Source organism: Sphingopyxis sp., assembly GCF_035998965.1.
GTDB lineage: Bacteria > Pseudomonadota > Alphaproteobacteria > Sphingomonadales > Sphingomonadaceae > Sphingopyxis.
On the sequence record NZ_DASYHE010000060.1, the window covers coordinates 13786 to 35671 of the forward strand.

Genomic DNA, 21886 nt, shown 5'->3' on the forward strand with positions numbered 1-21886 from the left:
ATGTTGCGTCGCGCTACGACGCCGTCGTCAACTTGCCGCGCGCCTCGGCGATCGCGGCCACCAGCCGCGGCTCGTCATAATGTGGCAGCGCGACTTCCATCACGGTGATTGCGCTTTCGATCATCGTCCGGTCGGCGCCTGGCGTTTTCGACCGGTACAGCCCCCAGGCGGCGATCAGCGGGACGTCATAGTGCGCCGGGTTCGCCTTGAGCGAGTGGCGTGCTTCGGCAACCTCACCCGCAAGCACCCGTTGGATCAGCGCGATGCTGCGTTCGTCGGCGAAGGGTTCGCGCGGCGCGGGTTTGCGGCCCATTGCGCGAACCACGGCCTCGGCGGTGCCGAACGTCGAAAAGGGGTTCTGCCCGGTCACGATCCGGCCATCAGCGACGACATGGTTGAGCATCATCGGCGCGGCGCTGAACTTTGCCCCGGCGCCGCGCAGGCCGTCTTCAAGCAACACGGGAAAGGCGGGGATCCAGCGCTTGCCGAACAGCAATTCTTCCTCGTTCGACATGCCGGTCACGGCGCGCCCAGCGATCAGCGATTTGCCGTCCTTCATCGGTACATTCATTAGCACGGCGGGACCGTGGCAGACCGCGCCGATCACCCCGCCGGCGTCATAGGTTTGCGCGATCAGCGTCTTGAGGTCGGTATTGACCGGCAGGTCGAACATTGCGCCCTTGCCGCCGACGACGAACACCGCGGCGTAATTGTCGCTGGCCGCTTTGACCAATGGGAGGGTCGAGGCAAGCTTGGCGCTGGCCACGGAATCGGCGATGAAGCGGCTGTTATAGGGCTTTTTGGGATCGAATTTGTCGGCGACGACAACACCCCCCGCGGGGCTGGCGATGTCGACGGTCAGCCCATTGTCGGCGAACACCGCATAGGCCTGCGACAATTCGTCCATTTCAAAGCCGGGGCGGGTGTTGCCGCCGTCGGCGCCATGGCTGCTGACGACGAGCAAGACGCGGTCCGCCTTGGGGCCGACATCGGCCTGTGCCTGGGAGGGCAGGGGGACGGCGATCAACAGGCCAACCGCCCACATCGCCAAATTCTTCTTCTGTTTCTCCATCGTCTCGCTCCACATGGTGTCAGGATGCCGCCGGTCTGGCAGATCTGACGTCAGGACGATGTGAAAGCGGTTTTGACGCTATTTTGACCTTGCATCGCCAAGGCTTTGCGGGGGAACTGGGCGGGCCCGGTGAAGGATCTGGTTTGAACGACGCATTCGACATCTTGCTGGTCGAGGATAACGCCGATCTGGCGGGCAACGTCATCGACTATCTGGAGGCGCTGGGGCATCGGCTCCATTATGCCGCTGATGGCGAAGTGGGGGTGCGCGAGGCCTTGATGCGCCCCGTCGATGTTGTCCTGCTCGACCTCGCGCTGCCGAGCCGCGACGGCCTGAGCGTGTGCGCCGAAATCCGCCGCCGCGCCGATCACCGGATTCCGATTCTGATGCTCACCGCGCGCGATACCCTCGACGACAAGCTGGCGGGATTTGCGAGCGGCGCCGACGATTATCTGGTCAAACCCTTTTCGCTCGCCGAACTGGCGGCGCGGATCACGGCGCTGGCGCAGCGGCCGCAGCTGGGACAGTCGCACAGCATCGTCGTCGGTACGCTGACCATCGACCGCCAGTTGCGCACCGCAACCCGCGCTGGGCAGCTGCTCCGGCTGTCGCCGCTGCTCTGGGACATATTGCTGCTGCTCGCCGAAGCATCGCCGCAGCCGGTCGCGCGCACCGAGATCGCGCGCAAACTATGGGGTGACGAGCCGCCATCGTCGGATGCGCTGCGCAGCCACATCCACCTGCTGCGCCAGATCGTCGACAAGCCGTTCGGCGCGCCGATGATCGAAACCGTCCACAGCATCGGCTTTCGCCTGAGCGCGCCGCAATGAGGCAGCGGTCCTACAGTCTGCGCCGCCGCGTTATCGCCGCGCTGGTCGCCACCGTGTTCGCTACCAGCGCGGTGTTCGGCCTGGCGACTTTTATCTTTGCTTACACGCTCGAAGACCGGTTGTTCAGCAACGCATTAACCGGCGAAATTGCGCGGCAGCAGCAAAGCTGGCGCCGCGATGGTACCCTGACAATACCCGAAGTCGCCTACGTCAAAATCTATACTGGAAAGGCTGGCCTACCCGCCGACCTGGCCGCACGAGTTGCAGCCAACCCCCAGCAGCGCGAATTTTATGGAGTGGCGGGGCGTCACTACCATGTCGAGCATTTCATGCTGGATCGGCGAACCGGTGCGGCTCCCGGCGGCACGCCCGCGGTCGCAGTGGCCGAGGTCAGTCGTTATCTGCTCGTTCGTCCGGTGCGCGATGGGATGATCCAGTTCCTGATTGGGCTCAGCCTGTTCATCGCGCTGGTGATGGCGCTGCTTGGCTGGTGGCTCGCCAATCGCGCGATGCGCCCCCTCAGCCGACTCGCGAAAGACGTCGCCGACGGTGGCAGCGAAACCGTCCCTGTCGTGCGCCGCGAGGATTATCCGGCGAACGAGATCGGGGTGCTGGCGGGCGCACTCGGACAGGCGTTCCAGCGCATCCGCGGCTTTGTCGACCGCGAGCGCAGTTTCACCCGGGACGCGAGCCACGAACTGCGCACCCCGCTGGCGGTCATTCGCGGCGCGGCCGAAGTCATTGCGCAACGTGGCGACCTGCCCGCGCCGATCCCCGAGGCGCTGCGCCGGATCGAAACCGCCACCATCGACATGACGGACACGCTCGACCTGTTGCTCGCGCTGGCGCGCGAGGGCGAAGCCTTTCCGGTGCAAAGCGTCGCTCTGCGCCCGGTTGTCGACAAGGCCATCGCCGCGGCGGCAGTGCGTTTTCCGGCGAACCGACTTTCCGTGTCGAACAATGTCGCTGGGGATGCGACGATCGTTGCCGAGCCGACGTCGTTGCAGCTTGTGCTCAACAATCTGATCGGCAACGCATTCCAGCATGCGGCTGCGGCCAATCTGCACATCGAATTTAAACAGGATTGCCTGACGATTTGCGACGACGGCCCCGGTATGGGGATGGTCGCCGATCCATTCGCACCTTTTGCCAAAGGTGAGGCGAGCGTGGGCAGCGGACTTGGGCTCGATATTGTGCGGCGGTTGTGCGCCGCGGCCGGCATGGACCTGACCAGCGGCGCAGGGCCGAACGGACGCGGCGCCCGTTTCACGCTAAAATTCGCCGATCGATAGAAAAGCGCCCCGATATGATCTAATCCCGTCGCCATGGCCGACGAGAAACCCCGCTACCGAACCTATACCAGCCCCGCGGGCGGCTGGGGCGCCGCTGCTGCCACGGCCAAGGTATTGATGGAACAGAGCGTCGTGACCAAGGGATCGCGCGCGCTGCTGGCCATGAACCAGCCTGGCGGGTTCAAATGCCCGAGCTGCGCCTTTCCCGACGCGAGCTGCACCAAGAAGCTCGAATTTTGCGAAAATGGCGCGAAGGCGCTGGCGCATGAGGCGACGACGTTTCGCGTCACGCGCGAATTTTTTGCCGCGCACAGCGTCACCGATTTGATGGAGCAGTCGGACTATTGGCTCGAAATGCAGGGACGGCTGACCGAGCCGATGCGCTATGACGCCGCGACCGATCATTATGTGCCGGTCAGCTGGGACGATGCCTTTGCGCTGATCGGGCAGCATCTGCGCGCGCTGGACAGCCCGCATCAAGCCGAATTCTACACCTCGGGCCGCACCGCGAACGAGACGGCATTCCTTTATTCGATCTTTGTGCGCGAGTTTGGGACGAACAATTTTCCCGACTGTTCGAACATGTGCCACGAACCGACCAGCCGCGGCCTGCCGCCATCGATCGGCATCGGCAAGGGGACGGTGGTCCTGAGCGACTTCGAACATGCCGAGGCGATCTTCCTGATCGGCCACAATGCCGGAACCAACGCGCCGCGGATGATGACCCCGCTGGTCGAGGCGCGCAAACGCGGCGTGCCGATCGTCGCGGTCAACCCGATGCCCGAACGTGCGCTGGTCCGCTTCACCGAGCCGCAGGACATCGTCCAGATGGCGACCTTCGGCTCGACCGAGGTGGCCAGCGAGTTCGTCCATATCAAGATCGGCGGCGACCTCGCGTTGCTCAAGGGTATGATGAAGGTCATGTTCGAACGCGACGCGGCGGGCGAGGCGGTGTTCGACCGTGACTTCATTGCCGAACACACCGATGGGTTTGCGGCGCTCCAGGCGGACATCGCCGCACAAGACTGGTCCGCGATCGTCGTGGCATCGGGGCTGGACGAGGCGCAGATCTGCCGCTGCGCTGACATCTATATCCGTTCGAGCGCCACGATCATCTGCTACGGCATGGGAGTGACCCAGCATCAGCAGGGATCGAAGCTGGTGCAGCAGATCGCCAATCTGCTGCTGCTCAAGGGCAATTTCGGCAAGCCGGGCGCCGGGATTTCACCGATCCGCGGCCATTCGAACGTCCAGGGCGATCGCACCGTCGGGATCGATGAACGGCCGAGTCAGACCTATCTCGACAAGGTGCGCGAGGTGTTCGGCTTCGAACCCCCGCGCGAGAACGGCCATCACACGGTCGAATCGATCGAGGCGATGCTCGACGGCAGCGCAAAAGTCTTCATCGGCCTTGGCGGCAACTTCGTGCGCGCGGTTCCCGATACCGACCGGTCCTATGATGCGATGCGCCAGCTCGACCTGACCGTTGGCATCGCGACCAAGCTCAACCGCGGGCATCTCGTCCACGGCAAGGACGCGCTGATCCTGCCCGTCATCGCGCGCTCCGAACGGATTGTCACCGCGGCGGGTGAACAGTTCGTCACCATTGAGGATTCGATGTCGAACGTCACCGCCTCGCGCGGCGTGCTCGACCCGCCGAGCGAGCATCTGCTGACCGAGACCGAAATCGTCTGCCGCATGGCGATGGCGACTTTGCCCGACAGCAAGGTCGATTGGGCGAGCTATATCGACGATTACAGCCTGATCCGCGACAAGATCGCCGCGGTCTATCCTGCAATCTACGACGATTTTTCCGAGCGGATCAAGGCGCCGCTCGGCTTCCACCTCGACATCCCTCCGCGTCGCCGCGCGTGGGCAACCCCCAACGGCAAGGCCAATTTCCTGATCCTGCCCGGCCTTGCAGTCAACGCGCCCGTTGATGACCCGAGCATGTTGCGGCTCGCCACCGTGCGCTCGCACGACCAGTTCAACACGACGATCTACAGCTACAACGACCGCTATCGCGGCGTGTACAACGACCGCATGATATTGTTCATGAACGCCGACGACATCGCCGACCGCAGGCTGGCGGCGGGGACCAAAGTTGCGCTCGAAACGATCACCGACGACGGCGTCGTCCGCCGGGTCGAGGGGCTGACGATCATCGATTATCCAATGTCGCGCGGTTCGGTCGCGGGCTATTATCCCGAACTCAACCCGCTGCTGCCGCTCGGCCATTATGACAAGACAAGCGGCTGTCCGGCAGCGAAGGCGATCCCGGTGCGCGTCGTTGCGATGGCGGCTTAGCCCGGGTCGCTCGCCAGCCGCGCCAGATCGTCAATACTGTTGATATTGGGCAGCGCAAAATCGATCGCGACCCCGCGCGCACCGACCCGCCGGGCAAAAGCGCGCACGGCATGGTCGGTCTCCCTCGTCAGCATCGCCTGCAAGGCGTCCAACGCCGCGACCGACCACAGCCCGATGACCGGCTGGGTGTCGACGAACGCCGATGCCGGTTCCAACCGTGCGCGCAGGTCGGGCGGCAAGCGCACGCAATCGACTGGCGCGGTCAGCATCTGGTCGAAACCGGTTTCGGCCGCAAGGATCAGCGCCGCCGCGATGCCGCCCAGCGGCCCCATGTCGGGGCGCGGCCAGTCGGCGATGCCTTCGTCGCGGCCGACAATCACCACAGCGTCGCAATGCGGGCGCAGCGAAGCCAGCGCATGATCCAGCAGCGAATGCCCATTGAGCATTGCGACCGCCTTGTCCGAACCGAAACGGCGCGACCGCCCACCCGCGAGCACCGCGCCCAGCGTCCTCACGCGATCATCCCCCGCGCATCGTTGATGACGAGCGCGGCGTCGGCGCGCGCCAGTGCGACCAGCGTCAGCCCCGCCTGCACCGCACGCTCCGCGGCGAGGCTGGTCGGCGCTGAAATGGTGACCAGCATCGGACAGCCGGCGCGCACCGTCTTTTCGACCAGTTCATAACTGCACCGCGCCGACAACAGGATGAAACCGGTCGCCGGATCGGTCCCCGCCCGCGCCAGCGCTCCGATAAGCTTGTCGAGCGCATTGTGCCGCCCGACATCCTCGCGCGCGCGCAGTATTTCTCCAGCAGGCGAACAAAAGGCCGCGGCATGGACCGCGCCGGTGGCGCGCCCGAGCGGCTGATGATCCGTCAGCGCGGTCAGCGCCGCAGCAATCGCAGCGCGGTCGGTCGCGATGCGCGCGGTCAGCGAGGGGAGGGGACGCAAGACCTGCTCGATATTCTCGATCCCGCACAGCCCGCAGCTGCTCTCGCTCACCCGCTGGCGCGCGCGTTCGAGCGCGAGTGCTTTGCGGTCGGGCGGTACCCAGAGGCGCAGCGCCCAGCCGCCCTCGACCGGATGCACGTCGATCCGCTCGAGCTGATCGGGGGTCTCGACCAGCCCCTCGCTCAGCGCGAAGCCCAAGCCATAATCCTCCAGATCGGCCGGGGTCGCCATCATCACAGCATAGCCGATGCCGCCGACCTCGATCGACACCGGGGCTTCGACGGCGATGCCGCGGCTCAGCGCGGCGTCGCCGGGTTCGGCGAGGCCCAGTCGCTGTATGGAAAGGTTGATCATCGCATCGCTCATGCCCGCATCGTAGCCGACCCGGTTCGGCTTGTCCCGCTCGGGCAATTGCCATTTTCGGCGCGCGATCTATCTATCGGGGTCATGCAAACCAACATTCTTGCCGTCCTGCTGGGCCAGGTTCGTCCCTTCCGCGGCGACGACGAACCGAGCGCGATCGGCAAGCTGCCGGTTATGGACGCCGTGGCGGTTGAGCCCTTGGGACTGGTTGGTGACGCGCAGGCTGATCGCACCGTCCATGGCGGCATCGACAAGGCGATCCACCATTATCCCGCCGATCATTACGGCTGGTGGCGCGGCCAGCTTGGCGATCATGCATTGCTGGGCGCGCCCGGCGCATTCGGCGAAAATATCTCGACCACTGGACTCGACGAAAGCGACGTCTGCCTGGGCGACCGCTTCCGCCTCGGCACCGCGCTCGTCGAGGTCAGCCAGGCGCGCCAGCCGTGCTGGAAACTCGACCATCGGTTCGGGACAAAAGGGGTGATGGCGCAGGTCGTCAAGACGCGGCGCACCGGTTGGTACTACCGCGTCCTTGAAACGGGGCAGGTGCGCGCGGGCGACACGCTCAAACTCGTCGAGCGCCCCTATCCTGAATGGCCGCTGGCATCGCTGTTCGGCTTGCTGATCGGCGGCGAGGCAAAGGATCGCCCCGCCGACCTCCGCGCGCTGAGCGATGTGCCGGTGCTCGCCGAAACATGGAAGGTGCGCCGCGCCAAGCTGGCGGAGCAATATGCCTTAGATCTTTAGAGATCCAAGGATAGCGGTGTTTTAGCCGAACGCCATCATGCTTCATGAGCGCTGGGTTTCGATTCGATCCACGCGGCAAGCCTCGCCACATCCTCGGCGCGGAAATGCAGCCCCAGCTTGCTCCGCCGCCACAGGATATCGTCGCTCGTCTGCGCCCATTCCTGCTCAACCAGCCACGTCGCCTCGGCGACGCTCAGCCCGTGCGCGATTTCGCCGCCCAGCGCATCCCAGCTGTCGGCGTTGCCCAGCCAGCGCCGCGCATCGGTGCCATAGGCCTTGACGATGCGATCGACGGTGGCGGCGGTCAGGAACGGGTGGGCAAGCTTGATCTCCGCCTTGAGCGCCGCCGCGCCGCTGATCGGGAAATCACCCCCCGGCAGCGCCGCTTTGCCGGTCCAGCGCTTGCCGGTCAGCGCGGGCACCTGACCCACCAGTTCGTCGACCGCCGCTTCGGCGACATGGCGGTAGCTGGTAATCTTGCCGCCATAGATGGTGAGCAGCGGCGCACCTTCCGTCATATCGAGGTCAATGCGGTAACCGCGCGTCGCCGCTTCCGGCCGCCCCGAGCCATCTTCGATCAGCGGCCGCACCCCCGAATAGGTCCACACGACATCGGCAGGCGTGATCGGTTCGCGAAAATAGAGGCTGGCGCCTTCGCACAGATAGGCGATTTCGTCGGCGCTCGCGCGCGCCTCGCTCGCCGGTCCATCATGATCGACGTCGGTCGTGCCGATCAGCGTAAAGTCGCGCTCATAGGGAATGGCGAAAAAGATCCGCCCGTCGGGAAGCTGGAAGAAATAGGCATAATCATGCTGGAACAGCCGCCGCACGACGATATGCGACCCGCGCACCAGCCGCATCTTGTGTTCCGGTTCGGCATCGGCGCGCTTGAGCAGGTCGAGCACCGCTGGTCCCGCGGCGTTGACGATTGCGCTGCCGGTAAAGCGATAGCTATGCCCGTTGGCGCAGCTCGCCTCGACCACCCACAGGCCGTCTTCGCAGCGCAGCATGTCGGCGCGGGTGCGGGTGCGGACCTTCGCGCCATGCTGGGCGGCATCGCGCGCGTTGAGCACCACCAGTCGGGCATCATCGACCCAGCCGTCGGAGTATTCGAAACCATGCGTATATTGCGGCTGCAACACCGAGCCCGCCGCATGGCGGTGCAGGTTGATCGACCGCGTCGCGGGCAGCTTCTTGCGCCCGCCGATATGGTCATAGAGGAACAGCCCGAGCCGCAGCAACCAGCGCGGGCGCAGTCCCGGGCGGTGCGGCAGCACGAAGCGCAGCGGCCAGATGATGTGCGGCGCAATGCCCCACAACGTCTCGCGCTCTTTCAGCGCCTCGCGCACCAGGCCGAACTCATAATGCTCCAGATAGCGCAGCCCGCCATGGATCAGCTTCGTCGACGCCGATGACGTCCCCTGCGCCAGGTCACCGGCTTCAATCAACAACACCCGCGCCCCGCGTCCCGCGGCATCACGCGCGACCCCGGCGCCGTTGACGCCGCCGCCGATTACGATGATGTCATAAGGTTGGACCGTGTCGGGCATCGGCTGTCCCTATGGCAGCAATGCCGATTTTGCCAAGGGGACATCATCGTCGGTTTACGTATGCGCGTTGCAATCATGCCTCCCCTCCGCCATTTCCTGTAACGGACAGCCAAGGGGATTGTGGTGAGCGTGAAAGTCGAGACATTGGTGCTGTTCGGCGCGACGGGTGACCTTGCGCAGCGCATGCTGTTTCCCTCGCTCTACAACCTCCACCTCGACGGGCTACTGGCGGATGCGCTGACGATCATCGGGTCGGGGCGCTCGAAGATGGATCGCGCCGCCTTTCATACGCAGGTGCGCGCGGCGCTGGTCGAGCATCTGCCCGCCGATCGTATAGAAGACGCCGGTGTCGCGGCGTTCCTCGACCGCATCGATTATTGTGCGATCGATGCCGGGGCAGGGACCGGCTATGACGAACTTGCCGCGTTGCTCGGCGACCGGATGCAACGTCCGATCGGCGTCTATCTATCGACTCCGCCGTCGATGTTCGGACCGATCGCGCAGGGGCTGAACGCCGCCGGTATCGCCTGCGCCGAATGCCGCATCGCAATGGAAAAGCCGATCGGCCACGATCTCGCTTCGTCGCGTGAGGTCAACGCGCAGGTCGGCGACGCCTTTGCCGAGGACCGCGTTTTCCGCATCGATCATTATCTCGGCAAGGAAACGGTGCAGAACCTGCTCGCACTGCGCTTTGCCAATATGTTGTTCGAGCCGCTGTGGAATGCGCAGGCGATCGACCATGTGCAGATCACCGTCGCCGAAACTGTCGGCCTTGAAGGTCGCGTCTCCTATTATGACGGGGTCGGCGCGCTGAAGGACATGGTCCAGAACCATATGCTGCAATTGCTCGCGATCATCGCGATGGAGCCGCCCGCCAGCGTAAGCGCCACCGCGGTGCGCGATGAAAAGGTCAAGCTGCTGCGCTCGCTGCGCAAGCTGACCGCTGAGGACGTAAAGGCGCACAGCGTCAAGGGCCAGTACAGCAGTGGCGCGGTCAATGGCGGCGCTGTGACCGGCTATGCTGACGAGCTGGGGCAACCGTCGAACACCGAAACCTTCGTCGCGATCAAGGCTTTCATCGACAATTGGCGCTGGAAGGGCGTGCCCTTTTACCTGCGCACCGGCAAACGCATGCCCGAGCGCAAGTCCGAGGTGCTGATCCAGTTCAAGCCGGTGCCGCACAATATCTTCGCGCGCGTCGGCGCGGGCAAGCTCGACGCCAATATGATGATCATCAACCTCCAGCCTGAGGAAAATATCCGGGTCAAGGTGATGGCGAAGCAGCCCGGCCTCGACCGCGACGGGGTGAAGCTCAAAGAAGTGACGATGGACGTCTCGCTCTCGCACAGCTTTGCCGGCGAGCGGCGACGGATCGCTTACGAACGCTTGCTGCTCGACTTTATCGAGGGCGATCAGACGCTGTTCGTGCGTCGCGACGAGGTTGAGGCGCAGTGGCAATGGATCGATTCGATCCGCGACGCCTGGGCCGCGGTCGACATGGCGCCACAGAGCTACACGGCGGGCAGTTGGGGGCCGTCGAGCGCAATCGCGCTGATCGAGCGCGACGGGGCGAGCTGGCATGATTGAAGAATATTCGTCGCCCCCGAGAAGGCGGGGGCCGCAGTCGGTTTACACAGCGCCGCTTGAAAAGACCTCCAGCGGCCCCCGCCTTCGCGGGGGCGACGGGATATTCATATGACCACCCTCCACCCCACCATCGCCACCGTCACCGACCGCATCATCGCGCGCAGCGCGCCGCGCCGCGCCGCCTACCTCGACCTCATGGACCGCCAGCGCGAGGCCGGGACCAACCGCGGCAACCTGTCCTGCGGCAACCTCGCGCACGGCTTCGCTGCCGCGGGCGACGACAAGCCCGTCATCCGCACCGGCGGCGCGATGAACATCGGCATCGTCACCAGCTACAACGACATGCTCTCCGCGCATCAGCCCTATGGCCGCTACCCCGAACAGATCAAACTCTTCGCGCGCGAAGTCGGCGCGACCGCGCAGGTCGCGGGCGGCGTTCCGGCGATGTGCGACGGGGTGACGCAGGGGCAGGCGGGCATGGACCTGTCGCTGTTCAGCCGCGATAACATCGCGCAGGGCACCGCGATCGCGCTCAGTCATGCGATGTTCGAGAGTGTCTTGCTGCTCGGCATCTGCGACAAGATCGTCCCCGGCCTGCTGATCGGCGCGCTGCGTTTCGGTCATTTGCCGCAAATCCTGATCCCCGCCGGGCCGATGCCCTCGGGGCTCGCCAACAAGGAAAAGCAGCGCGTTCGCCAGCTTTATGCCGAAGGCAAGGCGACCCGCGACGAACTGCTCGACGCCGAAGCGGCAAGCTATCACGGCGCGGGTACCTGCACCTTCTACGGCACCGCGAACAGCAACCAGATGATGATGGAGCTGATGGGGCTCCACATCCCCGGCAGCGCCTTCACCAACCCCGGCACCAAGCTGCGCCAGGAGCTGACGCGCGCCGCGACGCATCGTGTTGCGCAGATCGGATGGGACGGCAGTGATTATCGCCCGCTGGCGCGCTGCGTCGACGAGAAAGCGATCGTCAACGCCGCGATCGGCCTGCTCGCGACGGGCGGATCGACCAACCATGCGATCCATCTCCCCGCGATCGCGCGCGCGGCGGGGATCATCATCGACTGGCAGGATTTTGACGAACTCAGCCACGCGGTGCCGCTGCTCGCGCGCGTCTATCCGAACGGCGCGGGCGACGTGAATAATTTCCATGCCGCGGGCGGGATCGGTTATGTCGTGCGGGAACTCCTTGGTGCCGGGCTGCTGCACGGCGACGTGCTGACCGTCGGCGGCATGATGGCCGATTATGCCGCCGAACCCGTGCTGATCGACGACGCGCTGCAATGGCAGGCCGCGCCCGCGACAAGCCGCGACGACACCATGCTGCGCCCCGTCGCTGCGCCCTTCTCGCCCGACGGCGGCATGCGCCTGCTCGCGGGCAATTTGGGCCGCGCGATCATCAAGACCAGCGCGGTCGCCGAGGATCGCTGGACGATCGAGGCGCCGTGCCGGATCTTCGACAATCAGGACGCGGTGCTCGCCGCGTTCAAGGCGGGCGAGCTGGAGCAGGACGTCATCGTGGTCGTCCGCTTTCAAGGACCGCGCGCCAATGGCATGCCCGAACTGCACAAGCTGACCCCGGCGCTCGGCGTGTTGCAAGACCGCGGCTTCCGCGTCGCCTTGCTCACCGACGGCCGCATGTCGGGGGCGAGCGGCAAGGTGCCCGCGGTGATCCACCTCTCGCCCGAAGCGCTACCCGGCCCCGACGGGGTCAGCGGCCCGCTCGCGTTCCTGACCGACGGCGACATCGTCCGCATTTGCGCGCGTCAGGGTGAGGTGCTTGCGCTCGTCGACCCCGCGATCTGGGCCGCGCGCTCGCCCGCGGTCGCCCCGCCGTCCGCAGTCGGGGTCGGCCGCGAACTCTTCGCCCTGTTCCGCCACCACGCCGACGAAGCCGAAAAGGGCGGGTCGGCAGTGCTCGCGGCAATGGAGGTAGTTACGGGCTAGCCCCTCATCCGTTTGTGCTGAGCTTGTCGAAGCACCGTCCTTTTCTTGGCGACGCTTGAAAAAAAGAACGGCCCTTCGACAAGCTCAGGGCGAACGGAATTTTGGATTTCGAACGGAGTTTTTATGACCGACCAATCCATCGACCAGATCATGCGCCTCGCCCCCGTCATCCCGGTGATTGTCATCGACCGGGTCGAGGACGCGGTGCCGATGGCCGAGGCGCTTGTGGCGGGCGGGCTGACGGTGCTCGAAGTCACGCTGCGCACCCCCGCCGCACTCGACGCGATCACCGCGATGAAAGCCGTGAAAGGCGCTATCGTCGGCGCGGGGACCGTGCTCGACCCCGCGATGCTTACCGCCGCAATCCACGCCGGCGCCGAATTCATCGTCTCGCCCGGCCTCACCGACAATCTGGGCAAGGCCGCGGTCGCGAGCGGTATTCCCTTCCTGCCGGGCACCGCCAACGCTGGCGACATCATGCGCGGCATGGACCTGGGACTCGACCGCTTCAAATTTTTCCCCGCGGCGACCAGCGGCGGTATCCCGGCGCTCAAGGCGCTGGCCGGTCCGTTCGGACACGCGCGCTTCTGCCCCACCGGGGGCGTCAGCCTCGCGACCGCGCCCGACTGGCTCGCGCTCGAAGCGGTGCTGTGTGTCGGCGGCAGCTGGGTCGTGCCATCGGGGCCGCTCGATCCGGCGCGGATCGAGACGCTGGCAAGCGAAGCCGCTGCGCTCGTGTCCTAACCGTCGCCCCCGCGAAGGCGGGGGCCGCCGTCGGCCTTAACCTGCGTCGCTGCATACCGCGACAGCGGCCCCCGCCTACGCGGGGACGACGAATTGGACGCATTGATAAACGCCATCTTTACTGCCACTGTGCCTAGGTAAAACGGCAATATAGCCGTTGGTGGGGAGACAGGCGTGGCGAGGCTGCAACCGCATTTGGACGAAGTTCTGGCATCGGAGCCGGGATCGCATATCGCCGCGCTGTTCGATTTCGACGGCACCATCATCTCGGGCTATTCCGCCACCGCGATGTTGCGCGAGAAATTCCAGCGCCGCGAAATGTCGATGGAGGAAATCGCCGAGACCGCGCAGGTCATCGCGCAGCACAGCCTTGGCACCATTGGCTTTTCCGGGCTGATGTCGGGCGCCGCGAAATTCATGAAGGGCGTCGACGAACAAAGCTTCATCGAATTCGGCGAAGAGCTCTACAAAAAACATATCGCGCGCAAGATTTACCCCGAAACCCGCGCGATCATCGAAGCGCATCAGGCGAAGGGCCACCGCGTCGCGATCATCTCGTCGGCGACGATCTATCAGATCGAACCGACCGCGCGTGACCTTGGCATCACCGACATCAAATGCTCGGCCTATGAGATCGAGGACGGGGTGTTCACCGGCGACATCATCCGCCCGCTCTGTTTCGGCGAAGGCAAGGTGCTCGCCGCGGAGGAACTCGCCGCCGAATATGGCCTCGATCTCGACCAGAGCTTTTTCTATTCGGACAGCGATGACGATATCGAATTGCTCGAACGCGTCGGCAAACCGCGCCCGCTTAATCCGAATTTGAAACTCAAGGCCATTGCCGAAGAGAAAGGCTGGCCGGTCCAGCGTTTCGGGAGCCGCGGCACGCCGTCGTGGGTCGACTACACCCGCACCATCTACGCGACCGGCTCGCTCGTCGGCGCCTTTGCCGCGGGCCTGCCGATCTGGGCGCTGACCCGCTCGCAGCGCGAGGCGGCGAATTTTTCGATCGGCCTGTTCGGCGATTTCGCGACCGCGATCACCGGGGTCGAGTTGGAGGTCGAGGACGAAAAGAACTTGTGGTCGTCGCGCCCCTGCGTCTTCATCTTCAACCACCAGAGCAAGGCCGATGTGATGATCCTTGCCAAGCTCATCCGCCGCGACATGGGCGGGGTGGGCAAGAAGGAAATCAAGAATATCCCCATCCTCGGGAAACTGATGGAATGGGGCGGCACCGTGTTCGTCGACCGCGCCGACGGTCAGAGCGCGATCAAGGCGATGGAGCCGCTGGTCGATGCGATCAAGATCGAGGGCAAGTCGATCTGCATCTCGCCCGAAGGCACGCGCAGCCTGACCCCCAAGCTCGAACCGTTCAAAAAGGGCGCCTTCCATCTGGCGATGCAGGCGGGGGTGCCGATCGTCCCGATCGTGATCCATAATGCCACCGACGTCGCGCCGAAGAACGAGTTTGTGATGCGCCCCGCGACGGTGCGGGTCACGGTGCTGCCGCCGGTCGACACGTCGAAGTGGACCCCGCGCACAATAAACAATCATGTTCGCGACGTGCGAAACATGTTCCTGCGGACTTTGGGCCAGCCCGAGGAGAGCGTCGCGGAATCGGTGGCGAAGGAACCTGCGCCGGAGGCTACGCCGTCCGAGGCGAAGACCGAAAAGGCTAAGCCGAAAAAGGCGGTGGCGAAGAAGCCCGCGGCGAAGAAAAAGGCGCCCGCCAAGAAAGCGGTGGCTAAGAAAACCTCCCCGGGAAAGGGAGGGGCGGTTTAGACGATGACCTGTTCCTCCGTTCGCCCTGAGCTTGTCGAAGGGCCGTTCTTTTCTTCTGCGCGGTTTGAAAGGAAGAACGGCCCTTCGACAAGCTCAGGGCAAGCGGATGTGTGGGCTTCAAGATGGCGCGATGCCAGCCGCGCATCGGCGGGACGAGGCTAAGCCAGTGGCCGACGGCATGCCCCGCACTCCCACCATAGCAGAGGACGCGGCCGACCGGCTCTATATCATCGACGCGCGCAACGGGGTTGAACGCCAGCTCTTGCTCGACTGGGTCCACGCCACCGCCGGCGACAACGACCCCCAATGGGCCAGCCTTGCGATCGCCGACGACGATCACGCCCTGCCGCTCGAAACGCTCCGCGCCCGACTCGACGGACAGCCGTCGCGGCAGGTGGTGCCACTGCGCGTCGCGTGGCGCATCCCGGGGTTCGAGCGCGGCCGCGCGCTCAAATTCCGCCACATATTGTTCGGCGACCCGCGCCATCCCGGCTCACTGCGCGCGCGGCTGATCCTGCTCCGCGACCGCCGCCGCGCGCAGATATTGGTCGGTGAGGCGGCGACGCTCGCCGCATTGCGCGACCGTTTCGCGGCGCAAACCGGCGGCGGCGACGCGGCCGGCCCCGACGGCGCCGAATTTGCCGGTTTCGTCGCGCGGCAGGCGGGACTCGCGCTCGACGTCGCCGAGCGCGGCATCCGCGGCACCCGCTACAAGGTGCCGCGCTTTGTCGCCGACGGCCTGCGCACCAGCCCCAAATTCCGCGCCGCACTCGCCGAATTGTCTGAGACGACGGGGCGCCCGGTCGCCGAGCTGTTCCGCGAAGCCCGCCCGCTGATGAAAGAGGTCATTGCGCGGCCCAGCGCGCTTTTCCTTGATCTTCGCGCCCGGCTCGACCGCATGATGTTCGGCGGCTACGCGCCCGAGATGGAGGTCGATGCCGCCGAGCTTGCCCGGCTGCGCGCGATCCTGCGCGAACATCCGACCGCGATCCTCTTCACCCACAAAACCTATATCGACGGCGCGACCCCCAGCCGCCTCACTTACGAAAACGACATGCCGATGCTGCACAGCTTCGGCGGCGCGAATCTCGACTTTGCGGTAATGGGCGAATTTTTCCGCCGCTCGGGGATGATCTTCATCCGCCGCAGCTTTCAGGACCAGCCGGTCTATAAGCTGGTGCTGCGCCACTATATCGCCTGGCTGCTCGCCAAGCGCTTCCCCTTGAGCTGGGCGTTCGAAGGGACGCGCTCGCGCCTCGGCAAGCTGATGCCGCCCAAATATGGCCTGATGAAATATGTCCTCGACGCCGCACATGCGACCGGCACGCGCGGGGTGCATTTCGTCCCCTTCGTCACCAGCTTCGACCTGATCCGCGATGTCGAGGAATATGCCGCCGAACAGACCGGGCGCAGCAAAAAGCCCGAAAGCCTGTCGTGGTTCATCGGCTATATGAAGAGCCTGAAGGAACCCTCGGGACGCATCCGGCTCGACATCGGCAACCCGGTGGTGATCGATACCGCCCCCGGCGCCGACGACAAACGTGCGCTCGAACGCATCGCCTTTGCGGTCGCGGTCGAGGCGAACCGCGTCACCCCGCTCACGGTCACCTCGGTGATGTGCCTGATCCTGCTCGGCATGGCGCCGCGGGGGGCAACCTCGGCTGAACTGCTCGGGGCGATCGGCGCGGTGACCGATTGGGCGCGGGCGCGCGGCATCCGGATCAGTAGCGACCTCGAAAGCGGCGACGACGCGGCTTTGTCCGCCACCGTCGATACGCTCGTCACCAGCGGGCTGCTCACCCGTTACGAGGCGGGCAGCGAAAACATCTATTCGATCGACCCCGCAAAACACCCGATGGCGAGCTATTATCGCAACATCATCGCGCATCATTTCCTCGACCGCGCGATGATCGAACTGGTGCTGTTCGAATTGCGCGATGCCGACAGCGGCGACGCGACCGCGGCCTTCTGGGACAAGATCGATCGCCTGCGCGATCTGTTCAAATTCGAATTCTTCTACCCGCCGCGCGACGAGCATATGGCGGCCCTGCGCGCCGAACTCGAACGCATCGACCCGGTGTGGGACCGCCGCCTCGCCAGCGGCGACCGCGGCATCGCGCAGCTGCTGCGCCGTTGCCAACCCGTCGTCGGCCACGCGATATTGTTGCCCTTTGCCGAGGCCTATTCGGTCGTCGCCGACCTGCTCGCGCGCGCAAAGCAGGGCGATGCGGTCGATGAAAAGGCCTTGCTCGACGCCGCGCTGACCGAGGGCAAGCAGGCCTATCTGCTCCGCCGGATCAGCAGCGAGGCGGCGATCGGCAAATTGCTTTTCGCCAACGGCCTGTCGCTGATGCGCCATATGGGTCTGGCCGAGGAAGCGACCCCCGATCTCCTCGCCGCGCGCCGCGCGCTGCTGATGGAACTGCGCGGGCTGGCGAACGTGATGGAAACGATGCGACTGTCGACGGTGGCGCTGGCGGATCGATTGGTGGGGACGAGCGATGTCTAAACTGCCACCCTATTTTCGTCATCCCGGCGAAGGCCGGGATCTCGCCATTGCGTTAGATTGCCACGATGAGATCCCGGCCTTCGCCGGGATGACGATTGTGGCCGGAGGATAAAATGCTCAAACAGCTCAGCGCGCAGGACGCCCAGTTCCTCTACACCCAGACCGCGAACAACCTGACCCACATCATGGGGGTCTATATATACGACCCATCGACCGCACCGGGCGGCTTCGTGCGCTTCAAGGACATCATCCGCCACGTCGAGAGCCGCGTCGACACGTCGCCCGTATTCAAACGCCGCCTCCATCGCCTGCCATTCGACATGGACCATCCCTATTGGGTCGAGGACGAGCATTTCGATGTCGAGGCGCATATGAGCCATGCGCGCCTGCCCGAGCCCGGCGACTGGCGGCAGTTATGCATCGCGGTGGCGCGCTATTTTTCCAAACCGATGGATATGAACCGCCCGCTGTGGGACATTTACATCATCGAGGGGCTCGACCGGATCCCGGGCATTCCCAAGGGCAGTTTTGCGATGCTCCACCGCGTCCATCACGCCGCGGTCGACGGCGCGTCGGGTGCACACGCCTTCATCGCGATGAGCGACATCGATGCCAAGGGCACCCCAGCGATTGCCGAACCGCCGCCGGTCGAGGATCTCGGCGATCCGCCGTCGAGCGCCGAAACGCTGTCGCGCGCCTGGTCGGCGTCGCTGCAATCGCCGGTCAAATTCATGAACGCGCTGATGAAAATGTCGCCCGCGATCATCTCGTCGGCGCGCAAGGCGATGGCCGAAGGCGGGATGACCGCCGGGGTGCCGGAGACGCGCTTCAACGTTCCCGTCGGCCCGCACAAGATGTTCGACGGTACATCGGTGGCGCTCGCCGATGTCGCGCTGGTCCGCAAAAAAGTGCCGGGCGCGACGGTCAACGACGTCGTGCTGACCACCGTCGGCGGCGCGCTGCGCAAATATCTCGCCAAGCACAAGGAATTGCCGAAGGACAGCCTGGTCGCGGTCGCCCCGATCAACCTGCGCGGCAAGGAAAAGGCCGCGGGCAAAGCCAGCACCCCCGGCAATCAGGTGTCGGCCATGAGCGTCCCGGTGCGCAGCGACATCGCCGACCCGCTCGCGCGTCTCGCGGCGATCCGCGACTACACGGTCGAGGCGAAAGAGGCGAAGGCTGGCGTCAGCGCGCGGATCATGACCGACCTGTCGCAGCATATTCCGGGCGCGACTATGGCCGCGGTCGCGCGGCTGGTCACCAGCGAGCGGTTCGCGGTGCGCGGCACCAACCTGTTCATCTCGAACGTCCCCGGCGCGCAGGTGCCGCTCTATCTGGCGGGCGCGCAGCTCGTCATGCAGCACGGCATGGCGCCGCTCGCGAACAATATGGGGCTGTTCGTCGCGACCCCCAGCTACAACGGCCGCATCGCCTTTTCGATCGTCTGCGAACGCGCGATCATGCCCGACATCGCCTTTTTCCGCGAATGTATCGAGGAAAGTTTCGCCGATTTGATGGCGGCGGTGCCGAAAGCTGAAAAGCCGAAAACCGCTACGGCAACGCCAAAACCGGCGGCCAAAGCAGCGCCAAAACCCAAGGCGAAAGCGAAAGCCGTCCCAAAACCTGCCGCCAACCCCGGCGTGAAGCCGAAAGCCCCGGCAAAGGGAAAGAAAAAGTCCATCTCTTCGTCATCCCGGACTTGATCCGGGATCCATGACGTCGGCGCTGGAATGGATCCCGGATCAAGTCCGGGATGACGGCGGTGGGGAGCCCAATGTCAAAACAGTTGCCAAAGGCAACGTAACCCGCAAGACTCCGAAAAAATAGACCATGCGCAACAGGAACACTGAATGCTTTTCACCCCGACGCTCAGCGCCGACCGAGATCTTGTGACCGCGCCCGACTACATCGCCTGGGCCAAGGCCGCGCGCGCGCATGACAAGAAATCGGGGCTACAAACCTGGCGCGACGCCGACGAAAGCAAGCATTTCGATTATAAGGCGATCCGCGCGCGGCTCGAGCGGCTGCGCAAGCTGTCGGCGGCGGGCGACGTCAAGGGGCTGCTGTTCGTCCTTAACGAAGGCATCCACGGCAATATCGACGGCATGGGCCATGAGCGCCTCTATCAAAAGGCGCGCTTCGGCACCAAAAAGCTGATCGAGGATTATGTAGCCGAGGTTGTCGCTTCGCTCGACAAGATCGCCGCTGCGCGCAGCATCCCCCGCGAGGAAAAGCGCGATTTCTTCCGCCGCGCCCAGCATTGCTACGGCCGCTCGGCGCTATTGCTGTCGGGCTCGGGCAGCTTCCTGTTTTTCCACATCGGTGTGGTCAAGGCGCTCTGGTCCGAAGGTGTGCTGCCCGCGATCATGTCGGGCGCGAGCGGCGGGTCGATCGTCGCCGCGGTCGTCTGCACCCGCAAGGACAACGACATCGGCGCGCTGCTCGAAAGCGAGCGCCTCGCCAATCCGGCGCGCGATCCCAAGCAGAAGCGGCTGGCGTCGGACGAAGTGCGCGACCGGCTCGCCGATCTGATCCCCGACCTGACCTTTCAGGAGGCGTTCGAGATCAGCGGCCGCCACCTCAACGTTTCGGTGGCGCCCGCCGAAAAGCATCAGAACGGTCGCCTGCTCAACGCGATTACCGCGCCCAATGTGCTGATCCGTGAAGCGGTGCTGGCATCCTGCGCGGTCCCCGGCGTCTTCCCGCCGGTGATGCTGATGGCGCGCGACGATGCGGGTAATCGCATCCCCTACCAGCCCGACCGGCGCTGGGTCGACGGGTCGGTGACGCACGACATCCCGACCAAGCGGCTCGAACGCCTCTACGGGGTCAACCACCATATCGTCAGCCAGGCGAACCCGATCGCGCTGCCCTTCGCGACCGACACGCGCAAGCAGATGGCGCCGATCGAGGCGATTCAACATGCGTCGATGGCGACCTTTAAGGCGTGGCTCAACGCCAATATGATCATTTTCCAGAAGCCGCTCGAATGGGTGCCGCCGCTCAACAGCCTCGCCAATATGGCGCGCTCGGTGATCAATCAGGAATATACCGGCGATATCAACATCATCCGCCCGCCCAAATTCTGGTCCCCCGCGAAAATACTGTCCGATCTGGGGCAGGAGGATATCGACGAGCTGATCGACACCGGTGAACGTACCGCCTGGCCCAAGGTCGAAATGGTGCGCACCCAGACCGCGATCAGCCGCGCGCTCGAGGGCATATTGGCCCGGATCGACCGCGCCGGCGACGACGGCCCCGGCCACCGCAGCACCGCGGCGCTGAAGAAGGCCGTGCGCTGACATGGCGGCGGTGATCCTGCCCGCGGGATCGACCGGCGCCGGGGCCAAGCTCCATGTCACCCATTGGCTGCCCGCAGGCCTGCCGAAAGCCGTGGTGCTGCTCGCGCATGGCTATGCCGAACACGCCGGGCGCTACGGCCATGTCGCGAAGCGGCTGACCGACGCGGGCTACGCCGTCTATGCGATCGACCATTGGGGGCATGGCTTGTCCGATGGCGAGGGCGGCTTTGTCCCGCGCTTTTCGGCCTTCACCGACGGCATGGCCGAGCTGCTGACGCTGGTCGAGGTCAATCATGGCGACACCCCCCGCCTGCTGCTCGGCCATAGCATGGGCGGGCTGATTTCGACCTTGTTCCTGATCGAGCGCCAGCAGGCGTTCGCCGCCGCCGCGCTCTCCGGCCCCGCGATCGTCCCCGCCGCGCCGCCGTCGCGCTTTACCGTCTGGATCAGCCGCTTCCTGTCGCGATTCTTTCCGCGCCTCGGCGTGCTGTCGCTCGACGCCAACGGCGTCAGCCGCGATCCCGCCGTGGTCGCCGCCTATCTGGCCGACCCGCTGGTCTATACCGGCAAGATTGGCGCGCGGTTGGGCAAGGAATTCATGGACGCGATGGCGGCGGCGCAGGCGGGCGCGCCGCGCATTACCCTGCCGATCCTGTTCCAGCATGGTTCGGACGACAGCTTGGCGTCGGTGGCGGGTTCGCAATATCTGTTCGATCATGTCGCCTCGACCGACAAGAATCTCAAAATCTACCCCGGCCTGTTCCACGAAATTTACAACGAGCCGGAACGCGAAGCGGTGCTGGACGATTTGATCGGCTGGTTCGATGCGCGCATGGCGAAAGACTGAACAAACCCCAATCCCGTTCGTGTCGAGCGAAGTCGAGACACCTTGAGCC

The 21886-nt window shown here is 64.9% G+C and carries 16 protein-coding genes; 12 read left to right on the forward strand and 4 right to left on the reverse strand.

What is annotated here, in order from left to right; translation table 11 throughout:
- Positions 1-13: 13 nt before the first annotated feature.
- On the reverse strand, positions 14-1072 hold the full coding sequence (locus VGN68_RS10875) for a type 1 glutamine amidotransferase domain-containing protein (protein WP_327476544.1): 1059 nt from the start codon (positions 1070-1072) through the stop codon (positions 14-16).
- Positions 1073-1215: 143 nt separating this feature from the next.
- Here VGN68_RS10875 and VGN68_RS10880 point away from each other — a divergent pair, with 143 nt between their 5' ends.
- Genes VGN68_RS10880 through VGN68_RS10890 form a run of 3 tightly spaced genes read left to right on the forward strand, consistent with a single transcriptional unit; the run spans position 1216 to position 5501 of the window.
- Positions 1216-1902, forward strand: coding sequence for a response regulator transcription factor (locus tag VGN68_RS10880; RefSeq protein WP_327476546.1), 687 nt, complete (start codon positions 1216-1218; stop codon positions 1900-1902).
- Positions 1899-3194 (forward strand): HAMP domain-containing sensor histidine kinase, encoded by a 1296-nt coding sequence (locus VGN68_RS10885; RefSeq protein WP_327476548.1) that lies wholly within the window; start codon positions 1899-1901, stop codon positions 3192-3194. Before VGN68_RS10880 ends, VGN68_RS10885 begins: the two co-directional genes overlap by 4 nt.
- A 33-nt stretch (positions 3195-3227) precedes the next feature.
- Positions 3228-5501, forward strand: a complete 2274-nt coding sequence (locus VGN68_RS10890; protein ID WP_327476550.1) for an FdhF/YdeP family oxidoreductase — start codon at positions 3228-3230, stop codon at positions 5499-5501.
- Here VGN68_RS10890 and mobA read toward each other — a convergent pair.
- Positions 5498-6016, reverse strand: coding sequence for a molybdenum cofactor guanylyltransferase (mobA, locus tag VGN68_RS10895; protein ID WP_327476552.1), 519 nt, complete (start codon positions 6014-6016; stop codon positions 5498-5500). The two genes, VGN68_RS10890 and mobA, sit on opposite strands and share 4 nt — an antisense overlap.
- Positions 6013-6804 carry a formate dehydrogenase accessory sulfurtransferase FdhD gene (gene fdhD, locus VGN68_RS10900; protein ID WP_327476554.1) on the reverse strand — a complete coding sequence of 264 codons (792 nt, stop codon included), beginning with the start codon at positions 6802-6804 and terminating at the stop codon, positions 6013-6015. Before fdhD ends, mobA begins: the two co-directional genes overlap by 4 nt.
- A gap of 93 nt (positions 6805-6897) precedes the next feature.
- On the opposite strand from fdhD, the gene VGN68_RS10905 reads away from it, so the two are divergent.
- Entirely contained in the window at positions 6898-7563 is a 666-nt protein-coding gene (locus VGN68_RS10905) for an MOSC domain-containing protein (RefSeq protein ID WP_327476556.1), read from the forward strand.
- 35 nt (positions 7564-7598) lie between these two features.
- Here VGN68_RS10905 and glpD read toward each other — a convergent pair whose 3' ends face one another.
- Positions 7599-9113 (reverse strand): glycerol-3-phosphate dehydrogenase, encoded by a 1515-nt coding sequence (gene glpD, locus VGN68_RS10910; protein ID WP_327476558.1) that lies wholly within the window; start codon positions 9111-9113, stop codon positions 7599-7601.
- A 183-nt stretch (positions 9114-9296) separates the two neighbouring features.
- On the opposite strand from glpD, the gene zwf reads away from it, so the two are divergent.
- The 8 genes from zwf to VGN68_RS10950 all read left to right on the forward strand — a co-directional run bounded on the left by zwf (position 9297) and on the right by VGN68_RS10950 (position 21837).
- Positions 9297-10700, forward strand: coding sequence for a glucose-6-phosphate dehydrogenase (zwf, locus tag VGN68_RS10915; protein WP_327476738.1), 1404 nt, complete (start codon positions 9297-9299; stop codon positions 10698-10700).
- Positions 10701-10808: 108 nt separating this feature from the next.
- The gene (gene edd, locus VGN68_RS10920; RefSeq protein WP_327476560.1) at positions 10809-12653 is read left to right on the forward strand and encodes a phosphogluconate dehydratase; all 1845 of its coding nucleotides are present in this window, start codon (positions 10809-10811) and stop codon (positions 12651-12653) included.
- Between the two features lie 123 nt (positions 12654-12776).
- Positions 12777-13397 (forward strand): bifunctional 4-hydroxy-2-oxoglutarate aldolase/2-dehydro-3-deoxy-phosphogluconate aldolase, encoded by a 621-nt coding sequence (gene eda / locus VGN68_RS10925; protein WP_327476562.1) that lies wholly within the window; start codon positions 12777-12779, stop codon positions 13395-13397.
- A 174-nt stretch (positions 13398-13571) separates the two neighbouring features.
- Positions 13572-15179, forward strand: coding sequence for an HAD-IB family hydrolase (locus tag VGN68_RS10930; protein WP_327476564.1), 1608 nt, complete (start codon positions 13572-13574; stop codon positions 15177-15179).
- 178 nt (positions 15180-15357) lie between these two features.
- On the forward strand, positions 15358-17688 hold the full coding sequence (locus VGN68_RS10935) for a glycerol-3-phosphate 1-O-acyltransferase (protein WP_327476566.1): 2331 nt from the start codon (positions 15358-15360) through the stop codon (positions 17686-17688).
- A 113-nt stretch (positions 17689-17801) separates the two neighbouring features.
- Complete coding sequence (locus VGN68_RS10940; RefSeq protein ID WP_327476568.1) at positions 17802-19391, forward strand: wax ester/triacylglycerol synthase family O-acyltransferase; 1590 nt, start codon at positions 17802-17804, stop codon at positions 19389-19391.
- 147 nt (positions 19392-19538) lie between these two features.
- Complete coding sequence (locus VGN68_RS10945; protein WP_327476570.1) at positions 19539-20990, forward strand: DUF3336 domain-containing protein; 1452 nt, start codon at positions 19539-19541, stop codon at positions 20988-20990.
- Position 20991: 1 nt separating this feature from the next.
- Positions 20992-21837: an alpha/beta hydrolase gene (locus VGN68_RS10950; RefSeq protein ID WP_327476572.1), complete on the forward strand. Its 846-nt coding sequence runs from the start codon at positions 20992-20994 to the stop codon at positions 21835-21837.
- Positions 21838-21886 lie beyond the last annotated feature (49 nt).